22 protein-coding genes are annotated in these 26,615 nt (G+C 59.3%); 9 read left to right on the top strand and 13 right to left on the bottom strand.

Going from position 1 to position 26,615, the window contains the following annotated elements; translation table 11 throughout:
• The 4 genes from secD to queA form a co-directional block, all read right to left on the bottom strand.
• Complete coding sequence (gene secD / locus AB1748_RS06055) at positions 1–1,848, bottom strand: protein translocase subunit SecD (protein WP_111140009.1); 1,848 nt, start codon at positions 1,846–1,848, stop codon at positions 1–3.
• 25 nt (positions 1,849–1,873) lie between these two features.
• On the bottom strand, positions 1,874–2,206 hold the full coding sequence (yajC, locus tag AB1748_RS06050) for a preprotein translocase subunit YajC (protein WP_009091760.1): 333 nt from the start codon (positions 2,204–2,206) through the stop codon (positions 1,874–1,876).
• Positions 2,206–3,354 (bottom strand): tRNA guanosine(34) transglycosylase Tgt, encoded by a 1,149-nt coding sequence (gene tgt, locus AB1748_RS06045; protein WP_111140010.1) that lies wholly within the window; start codon positions 3,352–3,354, stop codon positions 2,206–2,208. Before tgt ends, yajC begins: the two co-directional genes overlap by 1 nt.
• A gap of 78 nt (positions 3,355–3,432) precedes the next feature.
• Complete coding sequence (gene queA / locus AB1748_RS06040; protein ID WP_367396131.1) at positions 3,433–4,503, bottom strand: tRNA preQ1(34) S-adenosylmethionine ribosyltransferase-isomerase QueA; 1,071 nt, start codon at positions 4,501–4,503, stop codon at positions 3,433–3,435.
• A gap of 103 nt (positions 4,504–4,606) precedes the next feature.
• On the opposite strand from queA, the gene AB1748_RS06035 reads away from it, so the two are divergent.
• The 3 genes from AB1748_RS06035 to AB1748_RS06025 all read left to right on the top strand — a co-directional run bounded on the left by AB1748_RS06035 (position 4,607) and on the right by AB1748_RS06025 (position 7,462).
• On the top strand, positions 4,607–5,188 hold the full coding sequence (locus AB1748_RS06035) for an ACP phosphodiesterase (protein WP_367396130.1): 582 nt from the start codon (positions 4,607–4,609) through the stop codon (positions 5,186–5,188).
• 204 nt (positions 5,189–5,392) lie between these two features.
• The gene (locus tag AB1748_RS06030) at positions 5,393–6,205 is read left to right on the top strand and encodes an inositol monophosphatase (protein ID WP_111140013.1); all 813 of its coding nucleotides are present in this window, start codon (positions 5,393–5,395) and stop codon (positions 6,203–6,205) included.
• Positions 6,206–7,462, top strand: a complete 1,257-nt coding sequence (locus tag AB1748_RS06025; RefSeq protein WP_111140014.1) for a histidine-type phosphatase — start codon at positions 6,206–6,208, stop codon at positions 7,460–7,462. It begins immediately after the preceding gene.
• A gap of 513 nt (positions 7,463–7,975) precedes the next feature.
• Here AB1748_RS06025 and proY read toward each other — a convergent pair.
• The 6 genes from proY to phoB form a co-directional block, all read right to left on the bottom strand.
• Positions 7,976–9,328, bottom strand: coding sequence for a proline-specific permease ProY (gene proY / locus AB1748_RS06020; RefSeq protein WP_111140015.1), 1,353 nt, complete (start codon positions 9,326–9,328; stop codon positions 7,976–7,978).
• A 70-nt stretch (positions 9,329–9,398) separates the two neighbouring features.
• On the bottom strand, positions 9,399–10,718 hold the full coding sequence (gene brnQ / locus AB1748_RS06015) for a branched-chain amino acid transporter carrier protein BrnQ (protein WP_111140016.1): 1,320 nt from the start codon (positions 10,716–10,718) through the stop codon (positions 9,399–9,401).
• Between the two features lie 390 nt (positions 10,719–11,108).
• Positions 11,109–12,215, bottom strand: a complete 1,107-nt coding sequence (locus AB1748_RS06010) for a cobalamin-independent methionine synthase II family protein (RefSeq protein WP_367396129.1) — start codon at positions 12,213–12,215, stop codon at positions 11,109–11,111.
• A gap of 161 nt (positions 12,216–12,376) precedes the next feature.
• On the bottom strand, positions 12,377–13,297 hold the full coding sequence (locus AB1748_RS06005) for a PstS family phosphate ABC transporter substrate-binding protein (RefSeq protein WP_111140028.1): 921 nt from the start codon (positions 13,295–13,297) through the stop codon (positions 12,377–12,379).
• Positions 13,298–13,316: 19 nt separating this feature from the next.
• Positions 13,317–14,630 (bottom strand): phosphate regulon sensor histidine kinase PhoR, encoded by a 1,314-nt coding sequence (gene phoR / locus AB1748_RS06000; RefSeq protein ID WP_111140018.1) that lies wholly within the window; start codon positions 14,628–14,630, stop codon positions 13,317–13,319.
• A gap of 14 nt (positions 14,631–14,644) precedes the next feature.
• Positions 14,645–15,334 (bottom strand): phosphate response regulator transcription factor PhoB, encoded by a 690-nt coding sequence (gene phoB, locus AB1748_RS05995; protein ID WP_111140019.1) that lies wholly within the window; start codon positions 15,332–15,334, stop codon positions 14,645–14,647.
• Between the two features lie 197 nt (positions 15,335–15,531).
• On the opposite strand from phoB, the gene sbcD reads away from it, so the two are divergent.
• The 4 genes from sbcD to AB1748_RS05975 all read left to right on the top strand — a co-directional run bounded on the left by sbcD (position 15,532) and on the right by AB1748_RS05975 (position 22,051).
• Positions 15,532–16,731, top strand: coding sequence for an exonuclease subunit SbcD (gene sbcD, locus AB1748_RS05990; protein ID WP_367396128.1), 1,200 nt, complete (start codon positions 15,532–15,534; stop codon positions 16,729–16,731).
• Positions 16,728–20,402, top strand: coding sequence for an AAA family ATPase (locus AB1748_RS05985; protein ID WP_367396127.1), 3,675 nt, complete (start codon positions 16,728–16,730; stop codon positions 20,400–20,402). Before sbcD ends, AB1748_RS05985 begins: the two co-directional genes overlap by 4 nt.
• Positions 20,403–20,729: 327 nt before the next feature.
• The gene (locus AB1748_RS05980; protein ID WP_367396126.1) at positions 20,730–20,948 is read left to right on the top strand and encodes a hypothetical protein; all 219 of its coding nucleotides are present in this window, start codon (positions 20,730–20,732) and stop codon (positions 20,946–20,948) included.
• Complete coding sequence (locus AB1748_RS05975) at positions 20,945–22,051, top strand: T6SS immunity protein Tli4 family protein (RefSeq protein ID WP_367396125.1); 1,107 nt, start codon at positions 20,945–20,947, stop codon at positions 22,049–22,051. The genes AB1748_RS05980 and AB1748_RS05975 overlap by 4 nt, the downstream gene beginning before the upstream one ends.
• Before the next feature lie 33 nt (positions 22,052–22,084).
• Here the strand turns inward: AB1748_RS05975 and AB1748_RS05970 are convergent, their stop codons facing one another.
• Positions 22,085–22,216, bottom strand: a complete 132-nt coding sequence (locus AB1748_RS05970; RefSeq protein WP_367396124.1) for a hypothetical protein — start codon at positions 22,214–22,216, stop codon at positions 22,085–22,087.
• Between the two features lie 153 nt (positions 22,217–22,369).
• Between AB1748_RS05970 and AB1748_RS05965 the strand changes: the two genes are divergently transcribed.
• Complete coding sequence (locus AB1748_RS05965) at positions 22,370–22,753, top strand: cell envelope integrity TolA C-terminal domain-containing protein (protein ID WP_367396123.1); 384 nt, start codon at positions 22,370–22,372, stop codon at positions 22,751–22,753.
• Positions 22,754–22,755: 2 nt separating this feature from the next.
• On the opposite strand, the gene AB1748_RS05960 is transcribed toward AB1748_RS05965, so the two are convergent.
• Positions 22,756–23,823 (bottom strand): AraC family transcriptional regulator, encoded by a 1,068-nt coding sequence (locus AB1748_RS05960; protein ID WP_367396323.1) that lies wholly within the window; start codon positions 23,821–23,823, stop codon positions 22,756–22,758.
• A 160-nt stretch (positions 23,824–23,983) separates the two neighbouring features.
• On the bottom strand, positions 23,984–24,988 hold the full coding sequence (locus AB1748_RS05955; RefSeq protein WP_367396122.1) for a phosphotransferase enzyme family protein: 1,005 nt from the start codon (positions 24,986–24,988) through the stop codon (positions 23,984–23,986).
• 247 nt (positions 24,989–25,235) lie between these two features.
• Between AB1748_RS05955 and eat the strand changes: the two genes are divergently transcribed.
• Complete coding sequence (eat, locus tag AB1748_RS05950; RefSeq protein WP_293770905.1) at positions 25,236–26,600, top strand: ethanolamine permease; 1,365 nt, start codon at positions 25,236–25,238, stop codon at positions 26,598–26,600.
• Positions 26,601–26,615 lie beyond the last annotated feature (15 nt).

The raw sequence follows: 26,615 nt of genomic DNA, 5'->3' as shown, positions 1-26,615 counted from the left end.
TCAGATAGACAGCTTGTTGATGCGTTTGCCACCGTAAACCAGGTTAACAATGGCACGGGTACCGATAATCGCGGTGAACATTGAGGTCGCGATACCAATTGCGGTGGTAATCGCAAAACCTTTGATCGAACCGGTGCCGACCGCGTAAAGAATGATAACTTTGATCAGGGTTGTGACGTTCGCATCGACAATACTGGAGAAGGCGCCTTTGTAGCCCTCATGAATTGCCTGCTGAACCGAGCGCCCGTTACGCAGCTCTTCTTTAATACGTTCGTTAATCAGTACGTTAGCATCCACCGCTACCGCCAGCGTTAACACGATACCGGCAATACCTGGCATGGTCAGGGTCGCGCCTGGCAGCAGAGACATAATGCCGACAATCAGCACCAGGTTGACCAGCAGTGCGCTGGTCGCAATCAGACCAAACTTCTTATAGAACACCACCATAAACAGGATCGATGCGAGCAGACCCCACAGGCAGGCTTCCAGACCCTGGGTAATGTTCTGCTGACCCATGGTCGGTCCGATAGTGCGCTCTTCCACAATCTGGATAGGCGCAATCAGCGCACCGGCGCGCAGCAGCAGCGAGAGCTGGCGTGCTTCGTTCGGATTGCTGATACCGGTGATGCGGAAGCTGTTACCCAGGCGAGACTGGATATTGGCGACGTTAATCACCTCCTCCTGTTTCACCAGCACGGAACGGCCGTTGGCATCTTTTTTACCGCTGTCTTTATACTCCACAAACAGAGTCGCCATCGGCTTGCCGATGTTGTCCTTGGTGAAGTTCGACATGATGTTACCGCCCGCGCCATCCAGTGAGATGTTCACCTGTGGCTGGTTGTACTCATCCATGCTGGAGGTTGAATCGGTGATGTGATCACCGGTCAGGATCACCCGCTTGTAGAGCACGACCGGCTGACCATCACGCATCTGCTTCACTTCCGAGTCACCCGGTACACGGCCACTGGCCGCCGCACCCGGATCCACGCTGGTGTTAACCAGACGGAATTCCAGCGTTGCGGTTGCGCCCAGAATCTCTTTGGCGCGCGCCGTATCCTGAATCCCCGGCAGCTCAACGACGATGCGGTCAGAGCCCTGACGCTGCACCAGCGGTTCCGCCACACCCAGCTGGTTCACACGGTTACGCAGAATGGTAATGTTCTGCTGAACCGCATATTCACGCGCTTCGCTCAGGCGGGCATCGCTCATGGTGGCACGCAGGGCATCGCTGCCGCTGCTGTTGATCACCAGATCCTGGTGACGTGAGCTCAGCCAGGCGATCGCCGCATCGCGGCTGGCAGCGTCACGGAAACGAATTTCCACGCCGTAGTTCGCGATTTTATTGACGTTGGTGTAAGGGATGTTTTTGGCGCGCAGGTCGCTACGCAGCGTGTCAGCATTCTGCTCCTGCAGCTTACTGAGCGCCGTATCCATGTCCACTTCCATCAGGAAGTGCACACCGCCCCGCAGATCGAGACCGAGTTTCATCGGTTCTGCTGACAGCAGAGTCAGCCAGCGCGGCGTCGCGGGTGCGAGGTTCAGCGCGACAACGTAGTTTTCACCCAGCGCTTTCATGATCGCTTCACGGGCGCGCAACTGCACATCCGTATTGGCGAAGCGTGCGGTGATCGCCCCGTTTTCCAGCGCAACGGATTTGCTCTGGATATTATCTTGTTTTAATGCGGACTGAATTTGATCCAACGTCTGCTCACTGGCGGCGCTTCCGCGCGCACCAGTGATTTGAACGGCCGGATCCTCACCATACAGGTTGGGAAGCGCATAGAGCAGGCCGACGAGAATCACGACGACCAGCATCACGTACTTCCACAAAGGATAACGATTTAACACGGCAGTTCCCTTAGGGAAGAAAGAATTACAGCGCCTTGATAGTGCCTTTAGGCAGCACGGCGGCGACGAAATCACGTTTAATGACTACTTCGTTGGTGTCATTCAGCGCAATCGCTACGTAGCCCGTGTCAGAGACTTTTGTTACGCGACCTACCAGGCCACCGCTGGTCAGCACTTCATCACCCTTGGAAATAGAGTCCATCAGCTTCTTGTGCTCTTTCGCACGTTTCTGCTGTGGACGCAGGATCATGAAATAGAAAATCAGACCAAATACCACCAGCATGATCACCAGAGAATACGGACTTCCCTGAGACGGTGCGCCTGCTGCGGCCACGGCGTCAGAAATGAATAAGCTCATTAAATTTCCCTCATTGATGAATTGTCAGACGTTAATGGCGGAACTTCTTTGCCCGTCCGTTGGTAAAACTCAGTTACAAAGCGCTCTAATTTACCCTCTTCAATGGCCTGGCGTAAACCTGCCATCAGACGCTGGTAGTAGCGCAAATTGTGGATAGTATTCAGGCGCGCGCCCAGTATTTCGTTACAACGGTCGAGATGATACAAGTAGGCACGACTGTAATTGCGACAGGTGTAACAATCACACTCGGCATCCAGCGGCGCAGTGTCATCTTTGTAGCGGGCGTTGCGGATTTTCACCACGCCTTCCGTCACAAACAGATGGCCGTTTCGGGCATTGCGGGTGGGCATCACGCAGTCAAACATATCGACACCGCGACGGACGCCTTCAACCAGATCCTCCGGCTTACCGACACCCATCAGATAACGCGGTTTATCCTGCGGCAGCTGCGGACAGACGTGCTCAAGAATACGGTGCATGTCCTGCTTAGGCTCACCCACCGCCAGGCCGCCCACAGCGTACCCATCAAAGCCAATCTCTACCAGACCTTTCACCGAGACATCTCGTAAATCTTCGTAAACCGAGCCCTGGATAATGCCAAACAGGGCATTTTTGTTGCCCAGGCTGTCGAAACGGTCGCGGCTGCGTTTCGCCCAGCGCAGCGACATCTCCATCGAGCGTTTGGCGTAGTCCCAGTCCGCCGGATAAGGCGTACATTCGTCGAAGATCATCACGATGTCGGAACCGAGGTCATACTGGATCTCCATCGATTTTTCCGGATCGAGGAAGATCGGATCGCCGTTGATCGGATTACGGAAGTGAACGCCCGCTTCGGTGATCTTACGGATATCGCCCAGGCTGAAGACCTGGAAACCGCCGGAATCGGTCAGGATCGGCCCTTTCCACTGCATAAAGTCATGCAGGTCGCCGTGCAGTTTCATGATCTCCTGGCCCGGACGCAGCCAGAGGTGGAAGGTGTTGCCCAGAATGATCTGTGCGCCCGTCTCCTGCACCTCTTCCGGCGTCATGCCTTTCACGGTGCCGTAGGTGCCCACGGGCATAAACGCCGGGGTTTCCACCACGCCACGATCGAAAATCAGACGGCCACGGCGCGCGCGCCCGTCAGTGGTATCAAGTTCAAATTTCACAAAGCCTCCATCGGAGAAACAGTCCGATGCAGATAGCCTTCGTCGCGTAACGGGCGAGTCCGGCCATCGGTTAATAAATCAGTCGCCCACTTTTTCCAGCGGCGCCTGCGGATTTTTGCTGATAAACATCGCGTCTCCATAACTGAAGAAGCGATACTGCTCAGCCACGGCTGCGCGGTACGCGGCCATGGTGTGCTGATAACCGGCAAAGGCCGACACCAGCATAATCAGGGTCGATTCGGGCAGGTGGAAATTGGTGATGAGTGCATCGATCACCTGATACTCATAGCCCGGATAGATAAAAATCTGGGTATCGTCGAAGAACGGCGCGATCAGGGCATCCTGACTCGCTCTGGCGGCGCTCTCCAGGGAACGCACGGAGGTGGTGCCGACAGCCACCACCCGGTTGCCCCGCGCTTTGCAGGCCAGCACCGCATCAACCACGTCCTGCGGCACTTCGGCATATTCGGCATGCATGTGATGCTCTTCGATAGTCTCGACGCGCACCGGCTGGAAGGTGCCCGCGCCAACGTGCAGCGTCACAAAGGCCATTTCGACGCCCTTCTCTTTCAGCGCCTGCAGCAGCGGTTCGTCAAAGTGCAGCCCGGCAGTGGGCGCCGCCACAGCCCCCGGACGGGCGCTGTAGACGGTCTGATAAAGCTCGCGGTCAGCTTCTTCATCCGGACGATCGATATAGGGCGGCAGCGGCATATGGCCGACGCTGTTGAGGATGTCGAGCACGGCGCGCTCGTCATCAAACGCGATCTCAAACAGCGCATCGTGGCGTGCCACCATGGTCGCTTTCACGCTCTCATCTTTGCCCAGCAGCAGCTCAGCACCCGGCTTTGGCGCTTTCGAGGCGCGCACATGGGCCAGCACGCGCTTGTCGTCCAGCATGCGCTCAACCAGCATCTCGATTTTGCCGCCGCTGGCTTTACGGCCAAAGACGCGTGCCGGGATCACCCGGGTATTGTTGAACACCAGCAGGTCGCCTGGATTGAGCTTATCCAGCACATCGGTGAACACACCATGCGACAGGTTACCGCTGGGACCCTCAAGCGTCAGCAGTCGACAGCCGCTGCGCTGCGCCTGGGGATAGTGAGCAATCAGGGATTCGGGCAATTCAAAAGCAAAATCGGCGACACGCATTGAAATGTTCTTTCTCAGGCAAAAACAGGCGGCACAGTTTAGCGGAAAATCGACCAATTCTGAACAACTGGCTGCGCAAAGGCAGTTCAGCCTATAATGCGTCATGAACTTTCTCGCTCATCTCCATCTGGCTCAGCTGGCAAACAGCTCCCTGCTCGGTAACTTAATGGCCGATTTTGTGCGGGGTAATCCGCACCAGCACTGGTCTTCGCCTGTCGCAGACGGCATTCTCATGCACCGTCGTCTCGACGTCATGACCGATGCGCTGCCAGAGGTGCGCACCGCCCGCCAGCTTTTCCGGGCGGAAACGTATCGCGTGGCCCCCATCACTTTGGATGTCATCTGGGACCATTTTCTGGCCCGCCACTGGCAGCAGTTCACGCCTGACCAGACGCTGGCGCAATTTTCTGCCGCCGCCGAGCAGGAGATCGTGCCGCAGCTGCGCGACACCCCCCCTGAATTTCAGCACCTTAACGCGGTAATGTGGCGCGAGCACTGGTTTGAACACTATGCCCAGCCCGCACGGCTGGAGCGGGTGCTGCACGGTATGGCCAGCCGTCGTCCCCGCCTGGCGGCGCTGCGCGACTCTTACCACGATTTCACCCGGCATTACGATCAGCTGGAAGCGCTGTTTTTTGATTTTTATCCGCGTTTAATGACGCTGGCGACCAACAGAACCCTGTAAAACCCGATCCTCTGCTACCGGGCTGGCGGCAATCCATTCCTGCCCGCTGAAAAACCGTCGCCCGGTTTCGCCCCATCTTGCCATTACACGCCATCTGCGGCTTAATGAAGCCTTTCTTAACAGTAGTTAAGTTAACATCACAGCCAGACCGCCTGTTCAGGCGCGCCTTCCGTTCGATAGGGCAAAAAAGCATAAGAGGAAAAGATGTCATCCGCTTCGCATTCTGAAATTGACGCGCGTTACCGTTACGCCTGCGACATCGCCCGTGCGGCGGCCAGCCGGGCCTTATCCTGGTATCAGCAGCGTCAGACACTGGTGGTGGAACACAAAAGGGATTTGCAGGACGTGGTCAGCGAGGCCGATCGCAATGTGGAGGCCTTGATCAAGACCTTAATCGCCGAACGGTTTCCGGAGGATGCCGTCTATGGTGAGGAGAGCGGCGGCGAGGTTCAGGGTGCCCCTTTTATCTGGGTTGTCGATCCGATTGATGGCACCGCCTGCTTCGTCAACGGACTGCCAAACTGGTGCGTCTCGCTGGCGGTGGTGTGTGAGGGTGAACCCGTTATCGGCGTGATCTGCGATCCTAATCATCAGGAGCTGTTTCACGCCCGCGCCGGTCAGGGTGCCTGGCTCAATGAACGTCCGATACAGGCTCATGGCGCAACAGCGCTTAATGAGGGTCTGCTCGGCATCAGCAACTCCAGCCGGACGCCGGGCGAAAGCGTTTCGCATCTGATTAACGGGCTAATCGCCCAGGGCGGCATGTTTATCCGTGTTGGTTCCGGCGCGCTGACCAGTGCCTGGGCGGCAGCGGGACGCCTGATTGGTTATTACGAAGCGCATATGCATCCCTGGGACAGTCTGCCGGGCATTGTTCTGATGCGCGAAGCGGGCGGTGTCACCAACGATTATCTGCGCAACGAGGGGCTGAAAAACGGCAATCCGGTGCTGCTGGCTAATGCAACGCTCTATCCACAGATCAAAGCGCTGACCGGTAACAGCGCGCTGGATGAATAGATGAGGCTGCCCATCCTGTGCCGCTGCGCGCTGATCCTCACGTCTCTCTGGCTGGCAAGCCCGGCGACACAGGCCGCGGAGTATCAGCTGGAGAAAGTGGTTGAACTGAGCCGTCATGGTGTCCGCCCGCCAACGCCGGGCAACCGTAAAGAGATCGAGGCCGCCAGTCAGCAGCCCTGGACACAGTGGAGCACGGCCGATGGCGAGCTGACCGGTCATGGCTACAGCGCGGTGGTCAATAAAGGGCGCTGGGAGGGCGATCACTATCGCCAGCTCGGTTTGCTGAAGGCTGGCTGCCCTGATGCGACCCAGGTCTACGTGCGCGCCAGCCCGCTGCAGCGCACCCGCGCCACCGGCGCGGCGCTGACTGACGGGGCCTTTCCCGGCTGCGGCGTGCCGGTGCATTCCGTGGCGGGTGACGCTGACCCGCTGTTTCAGAGCGAAAAACTGGCGATCACCCGGGGCGACCCGGCTCAGGAGCTGGCCGCTAAACAGCAGAAAGCGGGCGATCTGGCGCAGCTGCAACAGCAGCTGCAACCGGCGATTCAGCAGCTGAAAGCCGCCGTCTGTCCGCCCGCCGTTGCCTGCACCTTCTTCGACCAGCCCTGGTCGATCCGGCAGACCCGCAGCGGCGGCAGTTACGTCTACGGGCTGAGCGCGATGGCGAGCATGGTGGAGACGCTGCGGCTGGGTTACAGCGAAAATCTGCCGTTCGATCAGCTCGCCTGGGGGCATATCACTTCCGCCGCGCAGATCACCACGCTGCTGCCCCTGCTGACCGCCAACTACGATCTCAGTAACGATCTTCTCTACCTGGCTCAGCGGCGCGGCTCAATCCTGCTCAACGCCCTGCTGGAGACGATCGACGATGCGCGTTCGCCTGCCCGCTGGTTTATTCTGGTCGCGCACGACACCAATATTGCGATGGTGCGCACCCTGATGGGTTTCAGCTGGCAGCTACCCGGTTATGCACGCGGCAACATCCCGCCCGGCAGCAGTCTGGTGCTGGAGCGCTGGCGCGACATCCACAGCGGCGAACGGTTTTTGCGCCTCTATTTTCAGGCACAGAGTCTGGATGGGATACGCCAGCTGCAGCCGGTTGATGAAAAACATCCGCTGTTACGTCAGGAGTGGCATCAGCCCGACTGCAGAGTCACAAAGGTGGGTCTGCTCTGCCCTTATCAATCCACACTGAATCGGCTGCGTAAAAACCTGGATAACAGCGCTACGCTGCCGGTTTCGGTTATAGTGCCCTGAGTCTGTGGCTAATGAAATTCAGACCGCCGCTTTCCGGCGGCCTGAATAATGTTAACCGCTGTTAATTAGCGCCATTCCGACCTTTTCTTATTTAAAACTGGCTGGCTATCAGCCCCCTCTTTTTTGTTTTACGATAGTTACGTCAATCATCCCTTTATAATTATTTTTTCCTGTAATTCTTTGATTCTTTCGGCGACTAGTTTCGCCGTTTTTTATTTTCTTCATCCCCACGCCTGCTGTTCAACTCCCGCCCGCCGCGCCCTGCCGCGCGATGACGCCTGTCCGGCTATCCGGCTTAAGCATCTGTGATGCTAATCAGGTCATTAATTAAACCGTTCCACACGTCGTCGGAAAAATAAACTGCTTAACACCACGCCATACTATTTCTGCGCAATGTCGCAGCGGCTGAAAAACGGAAGGCTGTGCAGCGGATCACACAAATAACGGAGGATAAAACAGAAGCGGGAAATAACCGGTTCTGCTCCCCCGGCATCGGGAGAGCAGAACAGAAGATCAACGAGGCTTACGCACCAGTTTGTAGCCTGCCAGCAGCAGCACGATCCACACCATACCGACATAGAGCGAAACGCGGGTATCGGGGAAGTAGCCAATCAGCGCGATAATAAAGCAGAGGAAAGCGACGCCAGCGCCAGCCGTCCAGCTGCCGCCAGGCAGGGCAAAGTGCAGTTTGCTGGCCGCCTCTTTGCCGATTTTGCGACGAAACGCTATCTGCGACAGCAGAATCATGATCCAGACCCACACCGTGGCAAAGGTCGCCAGGGAGGCGATCACCAGGAACACTTTCTCTGGCATCAGGTAGTTAAGGTAGACCGCGATCAGCATGGCGAACATCATTACCACCACCGTCACCCACGGAATGCCGCGCGAAGAGACTTTCATAAAGATCTTCGGCGCATGGCCCTGCTGTGCCATACCGTGCAGCATACGGCCCACGCCAAACACATCGCTGTTAATGGCCGAGAGCGAGGCCGTCAGCACCACGAAGTTGAGGATGGAAGCCGCCGCCGCGATCCCCAGATGCTGGAAGGTCAGGACAAACGGGCTGCCCGCAGTGCCAACCTGATTCCACGGATAGATCGACATAATCACAAACAGCGTGCCGACGTAGAACACCAGGATGCGCCAGGGTACGGAGTTGATCGCACGCGGAATGGACTTCTCCGGATCCTTCGCTTCACCGGCGGTGATGCCGATAATCTCAATGCCGCCATAGGCAAACATCACCATCTGCAGCGACAGCAGCATCCCCACCACGCCGTGCGCGAAGAAGCCGCCGTTACTCCAGAGATTGTGGATGCCGGTCGGCTGACCGCCATTGCCGATCCCCCAGATAATCATGCCAAAACCGGCCAGAATCATCACGATAATGGTGGCGACCTTGAAGAAGGAGAACCAGAACTCCACCTCGCCGAACACCCTGACGCTCATCAGGTTGACCGCGCCGATGATCAGCACCACGCTCAGCACCCAAATCCAGTGCGGCACCTCAGGGAACCAGACGCCCATATAGATGCCGAAAGCGGTGACATCCGCGATCGCCACAATCAGGATTTCGAAACAGTATGTCCAGCCGGTGATGTAGCCCGCCATCGGCCCCAGATAGTCCTGCGCGTAGCGGGAAAAGGAGCTGGCTTGGGGGTTGTTCACTGACATCTCACCCAGTGCGCGCATGATGATGTAAGCCACGGCTCCGCCGATGATATAGGCGAGCAGCACGCTCGGTCCGGCCATTTTTATCGCATCAGCGGAACCGTAAAACAGCCCGGTGCCAATCGCCGATCCCAGTGCCATAAAGCGGATATGGCGCGTGCTCAGTCCGCGTTTGAGCTTGTTGGTTTCTTGCATAACAACCTGTACCTGTGAAATGAAAAAACCACGGGCAAGCCCGTGGTTAAAGAAGAATCAGCGCTCTCTGTTACGAGTGAACGGCAACCTGTTCAGGTCCCTTCACCCGGTCGACAACAGCGGCAATCAGCAGCATCACCAGCGACGGCGGCAGCCAGGCGAGACCCTGGTCGGCCAGCGGCAGATGCTGACTGAAAGCGGGCAGCATATCTTTAAACCCGGTGGTTTTAATCGCATCAACAATGCCGAACAGCAGGCTGACCAGCATCGCCGGTGCGATAATCCGGCTGCTTTTGTTCCACCAGTTCAGGGTGAAACTCAGCACGACCAGCACGATACAGGGCGGATAGATCGCCGTCAGTACCGGGATGGAGATCTGAATCAGGTGGCTCAGGCCGAGGTTCGACACCACCATTGAGAACAGACCCAGAATAAATACCAGCGTTTTATACGACAATGGCAGGTATTGCGCAAAAAATTCCGCACAGGCACAGGTCAGGCCCACGGCGGTCACCATACAGGCGACGAAGATCAGCGCGGCCAGGAAGAAGCTGCCCATATCGCCAAAGGTGTGCTGAACATAGGCATGCAGGATCGCGGCGCCGTTGGCGTTTTGATCCACCAGCGCGCCACTGCCTGCGCCCAGTTTGAACAGGCAGAGGTAGACCAGCGTCAGGCCCAGACCGGCGATCAGGCCCGCCAGCACGGTATAGCGGGTCAGCAGCGCCGCATTTTCCACGCCACGGGAGCGGGCCGCGTTCACAATCACGATGCCGAAGACCAGGGCGCCCAGGGTATCCATGGTCAGATAACCATTAACGAAACCGCTGGAGAAGGCCGCACGCTGATAGTCGGCGGTCGCCGTAATGGTTCCGCCTGCCGGCCAGAGCAGCGCGGCCACACCGAGCACGGTCAGGGCGATAATTTTCAGTGGCGCCAGGAAGTGGCCCACGGTATCCAGCAGTTTGCCGGGATAGAGCGACACGCCAATGACCAGCACGAAGTAGATCAGGCTGTAGATAAACAGCGGCAGCCAGCCTTCACCGGTCAGCGGGGCGATCCCCATCTCAAACGAGACCGTTGCGGTGCGCGGGGTGGCAAACAGCGGGCCAACAGCCAGATAGCAGACGGTCGCCAGCACGATGCCCGCCACTTTGCCAATCGGGGTGCTGAGCGCATCCACGCCGCCGCCCACACGAGCCAGCGCGATCACGGTCATGACGGGCAGGCCGACAGCCGTGATCAGAAAGCCTATTGCGGCAGTCCAGACGTGTTCACCAGACTGAATACCAACCATGGGCGGGAAAATGATGTTACCCGCGCCAACGAACAGGGCAAATGTCATAAAGCCCAGCGCGAGAATGTCCTTCGAAGTTAAACGATGTGTCATACGGCCTGTCACTGATGTTGCGGTGGAAGTTGAGTTCGTGTTGTCCCCCTCGCTGCGTCTGAACCGCGACGACGTACACTGTCAGAGCACGGTGTCCGCTTCGGGCTGGCGCGCAGGTGGTTTAATCTGCTGTTATTCTGTTTACAGAGGGGTGGATCGACAACGGCGCTAAGTAAAACGTTTATAGCGGCGAAAGGCAATACGGGATCGGAAAACCAGAAGGTTATCCCGCCTTTTTTCCAAAAGGCAGAGGATAGCGTTGATTTTTTCAGCAGGCACACAAGATGATGTGCCTGAAAAGTCGTCAGGCCGTGAGAAATCCCCGCATAAACGACCGTTCAGATACACAAAAGGCGCGTTTTACGCGCCTGTCTGCACAACGTTACAGCACTACCAGACCTCTCTGGCGATATCGACCACTAAACGGATCTTCTGCCACTGCTCGGCTTCGCTCAGGCTGTTACCCTCTTCCGTCGAGGCAAAACCACACTGCGGGCTGAGGCAGATCTGATCCAGACTGACATACTGCGCCGCCTCCTCCAGCCGGATTTTCACCTGCGCCGGATCTTCCAGATCACCCAGTTTGGTGGTGATCAGCCCCAGCACCACCTGCTGATGGCCGGGCTTAACAAACCGCAGTGGCTCGAAGCCACCAGAGCGGGCGTTGTCATACTCCAGGAAAAACGCATCCACATTTACGCTGCCGAACAGGATTTCCGCTACCGGCCCGTAACCGCCCTCTGAAATCCAGGTGGAGCGGAAATTGCCGCGACAGACATGCAGGCCCACGGTCAGATCGGCAGGTTTATCGTCCAGTGCGCTATTCAGTACCTGAGCATAAATCTGCGCCAGCTGCTCCGGATCGTCGCCGCGCGCCCGGATGTCGCGCTTCTGATCCTCAGAACAGAGATAGGCCCAGACGGTGTCATCCAGTTGCAGATAGCGGCAGCCCGCGTCATAAAACGCCCGGATAGCCGCCTTGTAGGTCTGCGCCAGATCGCTGAAGTAATCGGCCAGATCCGGGTAAACCTCCGCGTCAATGACTTTGCGGCCGCCACGGAAGTGCAGCACGCTGGGGCTGGGAATGGTCATCTTCGGCACCGCATCGCCGGCAATGCTCTGCAGGAAGCGGAAATGGTCGAGCATCGGGTGATCGGCCGGGAAGCCCAGTTTGCCGACCACTTTCACGCCCTGCGCTTTGGTCTGCACGCCATTAAACTGAATGCCCTGCTCCGCCTCATAACGCTCAACGCCCTGCAGGCCATAGAAGAAATCGAAGTGCCACCAGCCGCGACGAAACTCCCCATCCGTGACCACCTTCAGGCCATTTTCACGCTGTTTCGCGACCACATCACGAATCGCCTCATCTTCGACCTTACGCAACGCAGCGGCAGCGATCTCACCGGCGGCAAACTGTTCGCGCGCCTGTTTGATGGCGGCAGGTCGCAGGAAACTGCCGACGGTGTCGGCACGGAACGGGGCGGTTTCTCTTTGCATGATCACTCCTTTCTCGCCTGCCGGTAATGACGGCAGGAAATAGTTGCATTCTGATATAAATAGCCATCTGGATGGCTAAATGTCTGAACACAGAGTGTCACGCACGCGGCGCGGCTGCAACTGAAGAAAATTCAGCGATGATGAAATTAATTCATGTTGGGCTATTGCAGGGAGGCCCGCGCCTGGGCGATCTGGCTTTCCGACAGCGGCAGATAGCCAGCCTCGCTGACGCGCCGCTGTCCCTGCGCCGAGAGTACCTGCTGCAGGAAGGCGGCCACCAGTGGCGGTAGCGGTTTACCGGGCGCTTTATTGACGTAAAGGTAGAGCGGACGCGCCCAGGGGTAGCGGCCACTGCGGATGGCGTCCGCATCCGGGACGATGGCCTGCCCCTGATCGTTGGTCACTGCCAGCATTTTTACCCCGCTGAGGTGAAAGCCGAAACTGGCGTAGCCGATGCTGCGTGAATTTCCGGCGACGGCCTGCACCACCGCCGCCGAGCCGGGAAACTCCGCGACGTCGCTGCGAAAATCGCCCCGGCACAGCGCCTGCTGCTTGAAGAATCCCCAGGTGCCGGAGGCGGAGTTACGGCCATAGCGCTGAATCGGACGGCTGCGCCACTGCGCCCCGGTTAAGCCGAGATCGCCCCAGCGCAGCGGCACATCGCGGGCGCCACACAGGCGGGTCACCGAAAAGATGGCGTCGAGCTGGCGGGGTGCGATCTGCTGCAGCGGGTTGCGCTGATTGACCACCACCACCAGCGCATCCATCGCCACCGGTACGGCCAGCGGAGGATAGCCGTAACGCGTTTCAAAGGCCTGACGTTCATCGGCCTGCATCGGGCGGCTCATCGGACCGAGCTGCGCCGCTCCCGCAGCCAGCGCGGTCGGGGCAGTAGAAGAACCCGAGGCCTGCACCTGTACGTTAACGCCCGGCACCTGACGGCTGAAATCTTCGCTCCACAGCGTCATCAGATAGCCGAGCGTATCAGAGCCCACGCTGCTGAGGTTGCCGGAAAGCGCACCGGGCTGGGCAAACGCCAGGCCCGGCAGCAGAGTCACAATCAGTAAAAGAAGGAGGCGCATCAGGGAGATCCGGCAGCGATTAATGAACGGCATTCTCCTGCATCATGCCGCTGACAATCAACCTTGCCGGCAGCGTAAAGGTAAAACAGGTCTCGCTGTATGGCACGCTGGTAATGTCGAGCCGCGCGTTGTGGTGGCTCAGCGCATGTTTCACAATCGCCAGCCCCAGCCCGCTGCCGCCGGTGGCCCGGGAGCGCGCTTTATCGACGCGATAGAAACGCTCGGTCAGCCGCGGAATATGCTCTGCCGCAATACCCGGCCCGTTATCGCACACCCGCAGGGTCGCGCCCTGTTTGCTGCGCAGCCAGCTGATATCGATCCGCGTGCCCGCAGGCGTGTGATTGACGGCGTTGTAAACCAGATTGGAGATGGCGCTGCGCAACTGCTCGTCGTTGCCGAACACCTTAAGATGGGGATCGGTGTGGAAATGGATCTCGTGGCGGCCACCGCTCAGCGTCGCCGCCTCATGCTGCAGCAGTTTCAGCATCACCGGTACGTCCACCTTCTCTTTCAGATCGATGGCCGGCGCGGCCTCAATGCGCGACAGCGTCAGCAGTTGCTTAACCAGACTGTCCATCCGCCGCGTCTGCTCTGACATGGTGTGCAGCGCTTTACTGCGCGAAGGTTCACTCATCACCGCGTCGTTCATCATCTCCAGATAACCCTGCAGCACCGTGAGTGGTGTGCGCAGCTCATGGCTGACGTTGGCAAAGAAGTTGCGGCGCGCGCCCTCCAGCTGGTGCATCTGCGTGACATCACGCGCCACCAGCAGCCACTGCCCTTCGCTGTAGGGCATCACGCGAAACTCCATGTGCAGTTTGTTGTTGAGCACCAGCGTCAGCGGCTTGTCAAAATCGCGCTGACGGAGATAGCGGGAAAACTCAGGATAACGCAGGAGATTGAGGATATTCTGGCCATTATCTTCCGGCCACCGCAGGCCAAGATGCTGCTGCGCCAGCCCGTTGCACCAGAAAATCGTTCCCTCTTCCGTCGTCAGGATCACCGCATCCGGCAGCGACTCCGCCCCGCTGCGGAAACGCTTGATCAGATTACCCAGTTCGCGCCGCCGCCGCCGGTTTCGCAGCTGCATCTGATAGAGGCCATAAAACAGCGGTTCCCAGCTGGCACGCCCGGCGGGCGGCGTCATGGTGCGGTCAAGCCACAGCCAGTGCGACAGCCGCATCAGATTGTGAAAGTGCCACAACAGCACCGCCAGTACGCTCAGCAGCAGCCACCAGGCCAGGCCGCCGGTCAGCAGGCCCAGCAGCAGCCCCGGCAGGCAGGCCAGCAGCAGTTCTGCAAGTAATCTCTTCCAGGAGAGGCGTTCCAGCACGGTAAAAGCTCCGTTTAGTAGCGGGCAGAGAAACGATACCCTGTTCCACGAACGGTTTGTACCATGCGATCGTGGCCGGAGAGTTCCAGCGCTTTACGCAAACGGCGAATGTGGACATCAACCGTACGATCTTCCACATAGACATTGGTGCCCCAGACGTGGTTGAGCAGCTGTTCGCGGCTGTAAACCCGTTCCGGGTGGGTCATAAAGAAGTGCAGCAGTTTATATTCGGTAGGGCCCATTTCCAGCGGCGTGGTTTCGGACATCACGCGATGTGAGGAGGGATCCAGACTCAGCCCCTGCATCTCAATCACCTCTTCCACGGCCATCGGCGAAATACGCCGCATCACCGCCTTGATCCGCGCCATCAGCTCTTTCGGCGAAAAGGGCTTGGTGATGTAATCATCGGCGCCGACTTCCAGCCCGCGCACCCGATCTTCCTCTTCACCGCGCGCGGTGAGCATCATCACCGGAATATCGCGCGTCATCGCTTCGCGTTTCAGGTGTTTGATAAACTGAATGCCGCTGCCGCCGGGTAACATCCAGTCCAGTAAAATCAGGTCGGGCCAGGGTTCAATCAGCTTGCCCACGGCGCTGTCATAATCTTCCGCCTCAATCGGCTGATAGTCGTTCTGCTCCAGAACAAAACACAACATTTCGCGGATGGGGGCTTCATCCTCCACAACCAGAATGCGCTTAGCCATTATTACTCCTGCAGATTATGACGGCTGTCACTGAGATTCGCGGCGCCATTATGCGTCAGATTTGTGACACTTTTATGAAAAACATAACCTGCCTGTAACCTCGTGGGTAATCATTTATGACAGGGCCACGACATTTTTTTGCTTTGGCCGCAGAGCCCGTATAATCGCCGGGCGAATCATAACGGCAGGGACTCATCATGCGCATTATTCACACTGCGGACTGGCATCTGGGGCAGTTCTTCTACAACAAAAGCCGGGCGGCGGAACATCAGGCGTTTCTCGACTGGCTGCTGCTCCAGATAGAACAGCATCAGGTGGATGCGCTGATTATCGCGGGCGATCTCTTCGACACCGGGACGCCGCCCAGCTATGCCCGCGAGATGTTTAACCGCTTTGTAGTCGCACTGCAGCCGACGGGCTGCCAGCTGGTCGTGCTGGCGGGCAACCACGACTCCGTTGCCACGCTGAATGAGTCGCGTGAACTGCTCGCCTGTCTCAATACCCGGGTGATCGCCACGCCGCAGGAGAATGACGACGTGCTGCTGCTCAGGACCCGCCAGGGCGAGCCGGGCGCACTGCTCTGCGCCATTCCCTATCTGCGTCCGCGCGATATCCTGCGCAGCCGGGCGGGCCAGTCGGGACGTGACAAGCAGACCTCGCTGCTGGAGGCGATCGCCGATCACTATCAGCAGCGTTTCGCCGCCGCGCAGGCGCTGGGCCATGCGCTGCCGATCATCGCGACCGGCCATCTCACCACCGTCGGCGTCAGCCAGAGCGATTCGGTGCGCGACATCTATATCGGCACGCTGGACGCCTTCCCCGCCAGCGCCTTCCCGGCGGCTGACTATATCGCGCTGGGCCATATCCATCGCGCTCAGCGCGTTGCGGGCAGCGAGCATATCCGCTACAGCGGCTCGCCGATTCCACTGAGTTTTGACGAGCTGGGCAGCGAAAAAAGCGTTTTTCTGCTCGAGCTGGCGGCCAGTGGTCTGCAATCCGTCACGCCACTGGTGGTGCCGCAGACGCAGCCGATGCGGATGCTGAAAGGATCGCTGGCGCAGATCGCCGAGCAGCTCAACGCCTTCAGCGCAGTTCAGCAGGCGAAGCCCACCTGGCTCGACATCGAAGTCACCACCCAGGAGTACCTCAGTGACCTGCAGCGGCAGGTCGAGAGCCTGACCGCCGCGCTGCCGGTGGAGGTCCTGCTGCTTCGCCGCAGCCGTGAACAGCGGCAGCAGAGCCTGGCGCGGCTCGACAATGAAACCCTGAATGAGCTGAAGGTGGAGGAGGTTTTCGCCCGCCGCCTGGCGCTGGATGAGGCGCTGGATGAGACGCAGATTGACGAGATGACCACCCTGTTCCGCCAGACGCTGGCCGCCATGGAAGAGACGCAATGAAGATCCTCACGCTCCGGTTTAAAAACCTCAATGCCCTGCGCGGTGAATGGTTCATCGACTTCCGTGCCGAACCTTTTGCCAGCAACGGCCTGTTCGCCATTACCGGTGCCACCGGGGCCGGTAAAACCACCCTGCTCGACGCCATCTGCCTGGCGCTCTATCACCAGACGCCGCGCCTGGGAGCGATATCCCAGAGCCAGAATGCGCTGATGACCCGCGACTGCGCGGAATGTCTCGCCGAAGTAGAGTTTGAGATCAAAGGGGAAGCCTGGCGCGCCTTCTGGAGCCAGAACCGCGCACGCGGTACCGCCGACGGCAAGCTGCAGGCGCCGCGCGTGGAGCTGGCGCGCTGCGCCGACAACGTCATTGTCGCCGATAAGGTCGGCGACAAGCTAAAGCTGATCGAAACCCTCTCCGGGCTCGATTTCGAGCGTTTTACCCGCTCAATGATGCTCTCTCAGGGGCAGTTCGCCGCCTTTCTCAACGCGAAGGCCAGCGAACGCGCCGAACTGCTGGAGGAGCTGACCGGCACGGAGATCTACGGCCTGATCTCCACCGCGATCTATGAGCGCCACAAAGAGGCGAAGACCCAGCTGGATCTGCTGCGCAGTCAGGCGGGCGCGATGGCCCTGCTGGATGACGCGGCGCGTGCGGCGCTGCAGCAGCAGCTCGCCGATCTCACCGAGGCGGAACAGCGGCTCAGCACACACTATCAGCAGGCTCAGCAGCAGCAGCAATGGCAGCAGCAGACGCAGCAGCTTCAGCTGGAACATGAACAGGCGGAGGCCGCAGTTCAGCAGGCACAGGCAGCCTCACTGGCGGCAGAGGATGACCGTCAGCGGCTGGCCCGCAGCGAACCGGCAGAAAAACTGCGCAGCATCCTGCAGCAGCGCGACACGCTGCGCACCGATCAGCAGCAGATGGCGAGCCGCTGTCAGCAACGCACGGCGGACGCAGAGCAGGCACAGCAGCAGCAACAGCTGCATCAGCAGCACTACGCCGTCACCCAGACCGCCCGCCAGCAGGTGCTGCAGGAACAGCAGCAGCAGGAGAGTTTGCTGACTGACCAGGTGCTGCCGCTGGATCAGCAAATCGCAACGCTGCAGCAGTCGCTCCAGGAACAGCAGCAGGAGAACAGCCGGCAGCAGCAGCATCTGGACCAGACGCAGCTCACCCTGACAGCGCAGACGCGTCAGGTCGCCGCCTGGCAGCAGGCGATGGCAGAACAGCATCAGTTACGTCAGCAGCTGGCCGATGTGGCACAGTGGGGTGCCGCTCTGCCCGTCTGGCAGGAGAACTTTGCGCTGCTGGCTCAGCGTGAGGCAACGCTGGCTGGCCTGGCACAGCAGGCTGAACAGCAGCAACAGCAGATCGCCGCGCAGCAGGCGCAGCTACAGCAGCAGGCACAACAGGCGCTGCCGCGTCAGCAGGCGGAACAACAGGCACGCGCGGCGCTGTCGCAGGCGGAGCAAGTGCTGACTTCGCTCCAGGAGCAGCATCCGCCAGCGGCGCTGCGTGAGGCGCAGAGCCAGTTGCAGCAGAGCCGTCCGGCCCGGCAGCAACTGCTGCTGCTCGCCACGCAGTGGCAGCCGCTGCACCTGCAGCTCGGTCAGCGCCAGCAGCGACTGAGCGCGCTGGAAAAAGCGCATCAGCAGAGCGAGGCGGAACTGCAGACCCTGCGCGAGACGTGGAAACGCGAAAAGCAGCAGCTGGACGATGTCGAAAAAATCTGTGCGCTGGAGCAGCAGATCGTCGATCTCAGCGATTACCGCGCGCGTCTCACCGCCGATCAGCCCTGCCCGCTCTGCGGCTCCTGTACGCATCCCGCTGTGGAGGCCTACAGTTCGCTGGAAGTAAGTGCTAACCAGCAGCGTCGGGCTGCGCTGCAGCAGCAGACAGAGGCTCTGCGTGAAGCGGGCACAGCCAGAGGAGAGCAGCTGAAACAATCCGCGCTGCAGCAACAGAGCCTGCGTGAGGAGATCGCGCAGACGCAGCAGCAGCTCGATCAGCTTGAAAAGCAATGGCAGGCGCTGAGCAGTAAGCTGGCACTCACCTTCCCGATTGCCGATAGCGAGGCGTTAGCCGCGTGGCAGCAGCAGCAAAGCGAACGTGAAAGTCAGCTTGAGCAGCAGCGCCAGGCGCAGGAAGCCGCAGAACAGGCGCGTCAGGCCGCGAAAGATCACTACCTTCAGCAGTCGCAGGCCTGGCAGCAGCATCAGCAGGCTGAACAGCTCGCTCAGCAGTCGCTCACCAGCCTGCAGCAGTCGCTGGAGGCGCTGCAACTGCGTCAGCAGCAGGAGCAGCAGGCGTGGCAGACGCTACAGAGCCGTCTGGCACAGCAGTTCAGCGCTCACGATCTGACTCTCCCTGCCGCCGCCGATCGTGAAACCTGGCTGGCGACACAGCAGACGCGCTGGCAGCAGTGGCAGAAAAGTGAGCAACTGCTCACTAACCTTCAGCCTCAGCTGCTTAAAGGGGAAACTCAGCTCACTGCCCTGCAGCAGCAGGCGGAGCAGGAACAGCAGCAGCTCGCCGCCCGTCTGCAACAGCAGCAGCAGAGCCAGACGCAGCTCAGCGAAATGCGGCAGCAGCGCCAGGCGCTGTTTGGCGATCGCGATGTTGCACACGCCCGTCAGCAGATGCAGGCGCGTGTTCAGCAGTGCGATGAACAACTGACGCAGCAGCTGACCGCCCTGCAGCAGGTGCAGGCGGAGGTCAGTCGCCTGCAGGGTGAGTGCTCGGCGCTGGAAGCTCAGCGTCAGAGTCTCTGCCACAAACGGGCGGAGGCGGAAACGGCCCTGCGCCAGGCCCTGGAGCACGCCGGCTTTGCGGATGAAGAGCACCTGCGCGCGGCGCTGCTGGATGAGCAGACGGCCGTGCAACTGCGCCAGCAGCTACAGCAGCTTGATCAGCAATGTCAGCAGCAGCAGGCTCGTCTGGCGGATCTGGCGCAGCGACTGGCGGCCCATCAGCAGGCCAGGCCCGCCGCGATGCCGGAATCGGCCACTGCGCTGGCAGAGCAGCTGGAACAGTTACGGCTGGCACTGCGTGACAACGCCAGTCAGCAGGGGCAGATTCAGCAGCAGCTCAACAGCGATGCCAGCCTGCGCGCCCGGCAGCAGAGCCTGATGACGCAGATCGAACAGGATAGCGTGGCGCTGGCGCAGTGGAGCCTGCTCAACGATCTGATCGGCTCCGCCAGCGGCGATAAGTTCCGGCGTTTCGCTCAGGGATTAACGCTGGATCACCTGGTGGCGCTGGCGAACCGCCAGCTTGACCGGCTGCATGGCCGCTATCTGCTGCAGCGCCGTGCCCAGGATCAGCTTGAGCTGGATGTGGTTGATACCTGGCAGGCCGACGCTGCGCGTGATACCCGCACGCTGTCGGGTGGTGAGAGCTTCCTGGTCAGCCTGGCGCTGGCGCTGGCGCTGTCCGATCTGGTCAGCCATAAAACACGCATCGAATCGCTGTTCCTGGATGAGGGGTTTGGCACGCTGGATGCCCGGACGCTCGACACCGCGCTGGATGCGCTGGATGCGCTCAACGCCAGCGGTAAAACGATTGGGGTGATCAGCCACGTAGAGGCAATGAAAGAGCGCATTCCGGTGCAGATTAAAGTGCGAAAAATGAATGGATTAGGTTACAGCCAGCTGGAACTGCCGCAGGGATAACGGGCACGTATCACTAAAATGCCTGCCCTGCTCATCGATCGCATGGCATAAACATCACAGGGAATTTCGGGTCCTCTCAGGCGATAAAATAGCTAACCCGGGCAGGACTCGAAATCCGCACTGTGTCAGACGACAGACGACAGAGATGATTCGATGTTAAGGCAGGCCTGCGGACTAATCCTGCTAAACAGACAGAACCTGCCCCACGCCTCATCACTCTGTGCCTTCAGCGCGTTTTAATTAACGCATTTTCCTTCCCGATCAATTCAGGGCCGGATGTTTATGCAGATAATCCGGTTTCCGACGCAGGGAGCAGGAAGCCGACGCATGGAAGACAGGAAAAAAGAAAACCGCTCTTATCATCGCCCGGCCTGGAATGACCACGGGCGGTTTCACTTCGAACTCATCTGTCACCCCAAAGAAGAAGATGCCCGTGCAACGGCTCCCGTGGATCGCTCCCGGTCAGTTTACAGCGACCTGTCGGACGCCCTGGTATTCACGGTCCGCTCCATAATAAAAATCGCGCAGCAGGTGCCCGCACCATGAGAAAGCTCCCTCTTCAGCTGCTTTTCCCGCTGGCGATAGTCCTGCTGGCGGCAGGGTTCTCTATTCACAACTACGTGACGTTTGTGCATACGCCACCGGCGTTAACGGACAAGGAGAAACGTAGGGTCGATACCCTGTTTGCCACCACCAGAGCCCAGTGTGTGGGGCGCTATGTATTTGAGGTTTCGGCCTCGTTTGAAAATACCCTCACGGACCGCGCTCAGATCAATGAAGTCAGCATCAGCAGCAGGCGGCTCTACCCGCCGGCGTTTGCACAGCGTATCCGGCTGCGGGAGCAGGAGCTGCAGAACGGGCACACAGTGAGAAAAGTGGATCAGCCTTTTCTTAAACAGGTGTACCGGATGAGTGAAAACGCGGTGATATTTGATCGCAATACAAATGAGAGTGAGGCTGGCTTTGGCCGCATTCTGGAGGGGCACCTGTACGCTGACGGGGTAGCATTTATTCTCACTCAAGAAATCAACGATTTGTCAGATCCTAAATATCAGGAAAGTAAAGAAAGCTTAATCAGGGCTGGTGTAAATACAGATTCTCTTAACACTAAATCCCGGAAGCTGGCTGAGCTGCAGGATTTAATGTCGCGCCTGAGCGGGCGTAAAGATGATGAAATACCGGCTCAGCCCGGCACCTGCATTTCACAGGGATTTATCCGCGACGGTAAGGGGACGCCACAGGAAGATATCACTTTTATTTACCCCCATAATCCGATCTTTTCTTTCGTCGTCTGGAGCAATAATGCCTTAAAAGAGAGTACCGACATGATGGAGCGAAGCGGTGAAATCCAGTCTTATCTTTCAGGAATTAACGCCAGAACGCTGCGTAAGGAAAAGAAACAGATTGCTGACTTTGCGGCCAGCGAATGGCTTGCCACTGCGCCTTCAGAACAATCTCCGGATAATCCGACAGCACAGTTACTGTTTACTGCCATAGCCAATGAGAAAACAGCAGACTTCAGGCATCCCAATCTTGACCTGACGCTCAGCAATCACGCCCTGCCTCCCCCGGCTTACAGTGAAGCAGAACTGGTAGAGATATGGGACCGCATCACCCGCTCCTTCCGCATCAGAAATAATGCGTTCTGAGTAACGGGCGCCAGAGCGCCCGTCAGAGTCTGATCAGCGGACGCTGGCGAGTCTGTAACGTGGTCCGGTCAGCAAACCACCCTGCTCGTTGTGCGCCAGCAGACGATCGCTGGTCAGCGACGCGGTTACCAGAAAGCGTGCCGCAAAGGCATATTTTCTCTTCATTTCTAATCCATGAGTTAAAGAAGAGGTCATCCGCTCAGGGGCGGTAAATTCTGGTTCTGCCGACAGTCAGAGGAATGCCATAGCATTCATCAGGCCGCGCTGTAAACTGTCGGCAGCAGACCGCCAGATCTTTCAGAGAAATTAGCCATTTAAATGAATTTAATTAATGTAATGAAGGGAGTATTGCCTGGGGTAATTATTGCAATTTCACTCAGCGCCTGCCAGCAAACGCCTGTAAAGAAAAAGAATAGCGTGGCAAATCTCTGTGATATCGCACGGGACCCTGACAGCAAAGCCTGTCACTGGACTAATCAAATGCAGCCAGTCCTGAACCAGCAGTTCAGCGATGCGTCGCGTTACGCGAGTCAGCAATGTCTGGTGCGGATGGAGTGGCAGCCGAGTGGACGGTATGCGGTAACGCAGACTGAAGGCAATGAGGCGCTCTGCCTGCGCGCCTGGCAACTGGTGGCACAGAGCCGCGATCTGCCGCCTCCGCCGGAACCGGATCAGCCAGCGTGGTTTGGCTTTGCACCTTAGCGTTAGCTGGCCAGCCCCTCCTGCCGCCACTGACGCGGACTGATGCCAAACCAGCGGCGAAAGGCGCGTGAGAATGCACTGACTTCGGAGTAGCCCAGCAACAGGGCCATCTCCGAGATAGGCAGCTGTTTCTGCTGCAGATAGTGTGTGGCCATTTCGCAGCGCACCTGATCCACCAGCGCGCTGAAGCTGCAGCCCTCTTCACGCAGCCGCCGCTGCAGTGACCAGCTCGACAGGCCGAGTTTATCGGCCACCTCCTCCAGCACCGGTTCGCCCTGCATCAGCGATAAGTTAACCTGCGAACGGGCCAGCTCGATCATGCTCTGCTGCGGCGTGCCCCGGTTGAGCCGCCGGATCGCATCCTGCATCACCATCAACAGGATCGGATCGCTTTCCGGCATCGCACGCAGCAGATCGCGCTTCGGGATCACCAGCGAGTTAAATGGCTGATCGAACCAGACCGGCGCATCGAACACTTTGCAGTGATCGTGCCACTGGCCGGGACGCGGATGCTCAAAGTGCACCTCACGCGGAGCCCAGTGGCGGCCCGCGACGTGGCGGATCAGGTTCATAAACATGCCCAGCGTCAGCTCGGCATCCTGGCGGCGAGAGAGGATGGCACCGTGCCGCACCTGATAGTCAAGCCGCCAGCACTCGCCCTTATCCACCAGACGGGTCAGCGTATCGTGCTGATGCCAGGGAAACGCGGCTACCACGTTTTGCAGCGCCTGCTCCAGGGTGTCGGAGCAGAGGCCAATGTAGCCGATCAGGCCTAATGACTGCGGTTTAAACTGCCTGCCGTAGTGCAAACCGAAGTTATCAGATCCGGAGTGGCGCGCCGCCTCTTCCAGCACCCGACAGTAGTTCACCAGCCCCAGGCTCAGCGTCGGGCTGGCCAGCCGTTCCGGATCGATGCCGCTGATGCCGAAGATGCGATCGGCATCGCCGCCCTGCGTATAGATAAACTCGCTTAATCCGGTCGCTGCCGCAGCCAGCACGCCGTGATTGCCTGCCCCTGTCGCGGCAGAGCAGGCAGCAAACGCATCGGGTTTTATCAGTGTCGGATTCATGGTCGCCTCTGTCAGATTCAGGTGGATCACCCTCACCGAACTCTGAGCAAGTTCCATACCAGGTCCCCGCAACCCTGAATGCGGCCTGCGGGCGGCCCGGTAGGCGCAGAAACCTGTTAACCGGCACTGCGGCGGCGCAGGGACGCCCGCCGCTGGTGCATCAGGCGCCGACCGGCAGCGCACTGCCCGCCAGATAACGGCGGCAGAGGCGCACCGAGTGGCTGGCCCATTCCGGCCCGAGGCTGCGCGCCATTTCCGTTTCCGCATGCGATCCCACCCAGGCGGTGAGCTGGATACGGCGCTGGATCAGCAGCGCGGGCAGCACGGCTATCTCTGCATCACTGATATGCGCCACCTGCTCATAACCGCGGATCCAGTGTTCGATCCACTCTGGCGCGCGCGGATGGTGCTCCACAAAACTGATCGCCGCCGCCAGATCGTGCAGATACCAGCCCAGCCCGCAGTCGTCGAAGTCGATCACCCGCGTCTCCCCTTTGTGCAGCAGCAGGTTGGTCAGCCGCAGATCGGCATGGATCAGGCCATAGCGATCCGATCCCTTGCCAAACTGCGCCAGTGCCGATCCCACCTGCGCGATCGCCTGCTCTACCACGCCGTGATCGGCGGCAGGGAGATTGGGCGCATCCTGCCAGCGTCCCCAGTGACTGCGGGCGCTGGTCATGGTGTCGTGATCCCAGATAATACGGCGGAAACCCGCAGGCGGCTGCCACTGTTTGCTGTGCTGATGCAGCCGCGCGGTAATCTGGCCGAGCTGCTGAAAAGCGCGGGGATCGACCTCGGTCGTGGGCATCTCCCCCTCGATCCAGTGAAACAGCACGGCGTAACGCTCTCCGCCATCCGGCAGCCGCAGCGTCAGGACCTTTTCGCCCGTCTTATCCGGCACCGCTTCCGGCACCATGATGCCGGTTTCGCGCAGCGCATCGAGCCACAGCAGTTCGCTGGCGATGTCTGCCTTCTGATGATAATCGCCACGGTGCAGCCTCAGCGCATAACGGCGGCCAGCGGCCTGCAGCAGAAAGGTGGCGTTCTCAGATCGGCACAGCAGGCTGAGCGTGCCCTGCAGCGCGGCGGGATAACAGGCCAGCGCCTGCCGGGCCATCAGGGTCAGTTGGGAATCATTCAGATTGTCATATTGTTTAGCGCTCATCACTCCGGCTCCTGGTCACTTGCGTGAACTCAGCATGCGTCGCCGGCTGCGGCGCTGCTTGACCTCAGAAGAGACAAAGTTGACCGCAGCGTGCAGCCAGCCCGGTTGCTGCCGCTGAGTTGACCGCGGAGGACAGAAATCACTGCGCCTGCGTCAAGTCGCGCCGCGCCGGGCTTCGGCATTATCACTGCTTTAGCGTCATGGCGGTGTAACGCCGCGTGAGACCAACAACGACGGGGATAACGGTATGACAGACAGACTCAAGCCCACGCTGGGCACGCTGCATCTGTGGGGAATTGCGGTTGGCCTGGTGATCTCAGGCGAATACTTTGGCTGGAGCTATGGCTGGGCCGTGGCGGGCACGCTGGGATTTCTGGTGACCACCGCGCTGATCGCCACGCTCTATACCTGCTTTATTTTCAGCTTCACCGAACTGACCACCGCGATCCCCCATGCGGGCGGCCCCTTTGCCTACAGCCGCCGCGCCTTTGGCGAAACCGGCGGGCTGATCGCCGGTCTGGCGACGCTGATTGAGTTTGTTTTTGCGCCCCCGGCAATTGCCATGGCGATCGGAGCCTATCTCAACGTGCAGTATCCCGCTCTTAACCCGAAAACTGCGGCGGTGGGCGCCTATCTGCTGTTTATGACGCTGAATATTCTCGGCGTGAAGCTGGCGGCGATGTTTGAGCTGGTGGTGACCGTACTGGCGGTGCTGGAGCTGCTGGTATTTATGGGCGTCGTCTCACCCGGCTTCAGCCTGGCTAACTTTACCGCACACGGCTGGGCGGGCAGCGACAGTTTCGGTCTGCCCGCCTTCTCCGGCATTTTCGCCGCGATTCCTTTTGCCATCTGGTTTTTCCTCGCCATCGAGGGCGCGGCGATGGCGGCTGAAGAGGCGAAAGATCCGAAGCGAACCATTCCCCGCGCCTACATCAGCGGCATTCTGACGCTGGTGGTGCTGGCGATTGGTGTGATGCTGCTCGCGGGCGGCGCAGGCGACTGGCGGAAACTCTCCGATATCAATGACCCGCTGCCGCAGGCGATGAAAATGATTGTCGGCGAACATTCGACCTGGATGCATATGCTGGTCTGGATCGGGCTGTTTGGCCTGATTGCCAGCTTCCACGGCATTATCCTCGGCTATTCCCGCCAGTTTTTCGCCCTGGCTCGCGCGGGCTATCTGCCACCCTCTCTGGCAAAACTGTCGCGTTTCCATACGCCGCATCGGGCCATTATTCTCGGCGGCGTCGTGGGTATTGCAGCGATCTACAGCGACGGCGTGATTAATCTGCAGGGAATGACGCTGACGGCGGCGATGATTACGCTGGCGGTGTTTGGCGCAATTGTGATGTATATCATGAGCATGCTGAGCCTGTTTAAACTGCGGCGCAGCGCGCCGGAGATGGCGCGCAGTTTCCGGGCGCCTGGCTATCCGGTGGTGCCTGGCATCGCCCTGCTGCTGTCGGTGGTCTGCCTGCTGGCGATGCTCTGGTTCAACCCGGTGATTGGCGCGCTGTTTGTTGCCATTATGCTGGCAGGCTGGCTCTACTTTCTGGCGACCAAAACGCAGCGCGCGCAGGCTCCGCAGGACAGTATGCTGGTGGGCGAATAGCGGCGGCTCAGTCGC

This window comes from Pantoea sp. Ep11b (assembly GCF_040783975.1).
In the GTDB taxonomy this organism is placed as follows: Bacteria; Pseudomonadota; Gammaproteobacteria; order Enterobacterales; family Enterobacteriaceae; genus Pantoea.
This window is presented reverse-complemented; position numbering and strand designations above follow the sequence as displayed.

Excerpts from the sequence above, each read along its gene's own strand:
- yajC (WP_009091760.1), bottom strand. The coding sequence starts at position 2,206 with ATGAGCTTATTCATTTCTGACGCCGTGGCCGCAGCAGGCGCACCGTCT.
- queA (WP_367396131.1), bottom strand. The coding sequence starts at position 4,503 with ATGCGTGTCGCCGATTTTGCTTTTGAATTGCCCGAATCCCTGATTGCT.
- AB1748_RS06035 (WP_367396130.1), top strand. The coding sequence starts at position 4,607 with ATGAACTTTCTCGCTCATCTCCATCTGGCTCAGCTGGCAAACAGCTCC.
- AB1748_RS06030 (WP_111140013.1), top strand. The coding sequence starts at position 5,393 with ATGTCATCCGCTTCGCATTCTGAAATTGACGCGCGTTACCGTTACGCC.
- AB1748_RS06025 (WP_111140014.1), top strand. The coding sequence starts at position 6,206 with ATGAGGCTGCCCATCCTGTGCCGCTGCGCGCTGATCCTCACGTCTCTC.
- proY (WP_111140015.1), bottom strand. The coding sequence starts at position 9,328 with ATGCAAGAAACCAACAAGCTCAAACGCGGACTGAGCACGCGCCATATC.
- brnQ (WP_111140016.1), bottom strand. The coding sequence starts at position 10,718 with ATGACACATCGTTTAACTTCGAAGGACATTCTCGCGCTGGGCTTTATG.
- AB1748_RS06010 (WP_367396129.1), bottom strand. The coding sequence starts at position 12,215 with ATGCAAAGAGAAACCGCCCCGTTCCGTGCCGACACCGTCGGCAGTTTC.
- AB1748_RS06005 (WP_111140028.1), bottom strand. The coding sequence starts at position 13,297 with ATGCGCCTCCTTCTTTTACTGATTGTGACTCTGCTGCCGGGCCTGGCG.
- phoB (WP_111140019.1), bottom strand. The coding sequence starts at position 15,334 with ATGGCTAAGCGCATTCTGGTTGTGGAGGATGAAGCCCCCATCCGCGAA.
- sbcD (WP_367396128.1), top strand. The coding sequence starts at position 15,532 with ATGCGCATTATTCACACTGCGGACTGGCATCTGGGGCAGTTCTTCTAC.
- AB1748_RS05985 (WP_367396127.1), top strand. The coding sequence starts at position 16,728 with ATGAAGATCCTCACGCTCCGGTTTAAAAACCTCAATGCCCTGCGCGGT.
- AB1748_RS05980 (WP_367396126.1), top strand. The coding sequence starts at position 20,730 with ATGGAAGACAGGAAAAAAGAAAACCGCTCTTATCATCGCCCGGCCTGG.
- AB1748_RS05975 (WP_367396125.1), top strand. The coding sequence starts at position 20,945 with ATGAGAAAGCTCCCTCTTCAGCTGCTTTTCCCGCTGGCGATAGTCCTG.
- AB1748_RS05970 (WP_367396124.1), bottom strand. The coding sequence starts at position 22,216 with ATGAAGAGAAAATATGCCTTTGCGGCACGCTTTCTGGTAACCGCGTCG.
- AB1748_RS05965 (WP_367396123.1), top strand. The coding sequence starts at position 22,370 with ATGAATTTAATTAATGTAATGAAGGGAGTATTGCCTGGGGTAATTATT.
- AB1748_RS05960 (WP_367396323.1), bottom strand. The coding sequence starts at position 23,823 with ATGAATCCGACACTGATAAAACCCGATGCGTTTGCTGCCTGCTCTGCC.
- AB1748_RS05955 (WP_367396122.1), bottom strand. The coding sequence starts at position 24,988 with ATGAGCGCTAAACAATATGACAATCTGAATGATTCCCAACTGACCCTG.
- eat (WP_293770905.1), top strand. The coding sequence starts at position 25,236 with ATGACAGACAGACTCAAGCCCACGCTGGGCACGCTGCATCTGTGGGGA.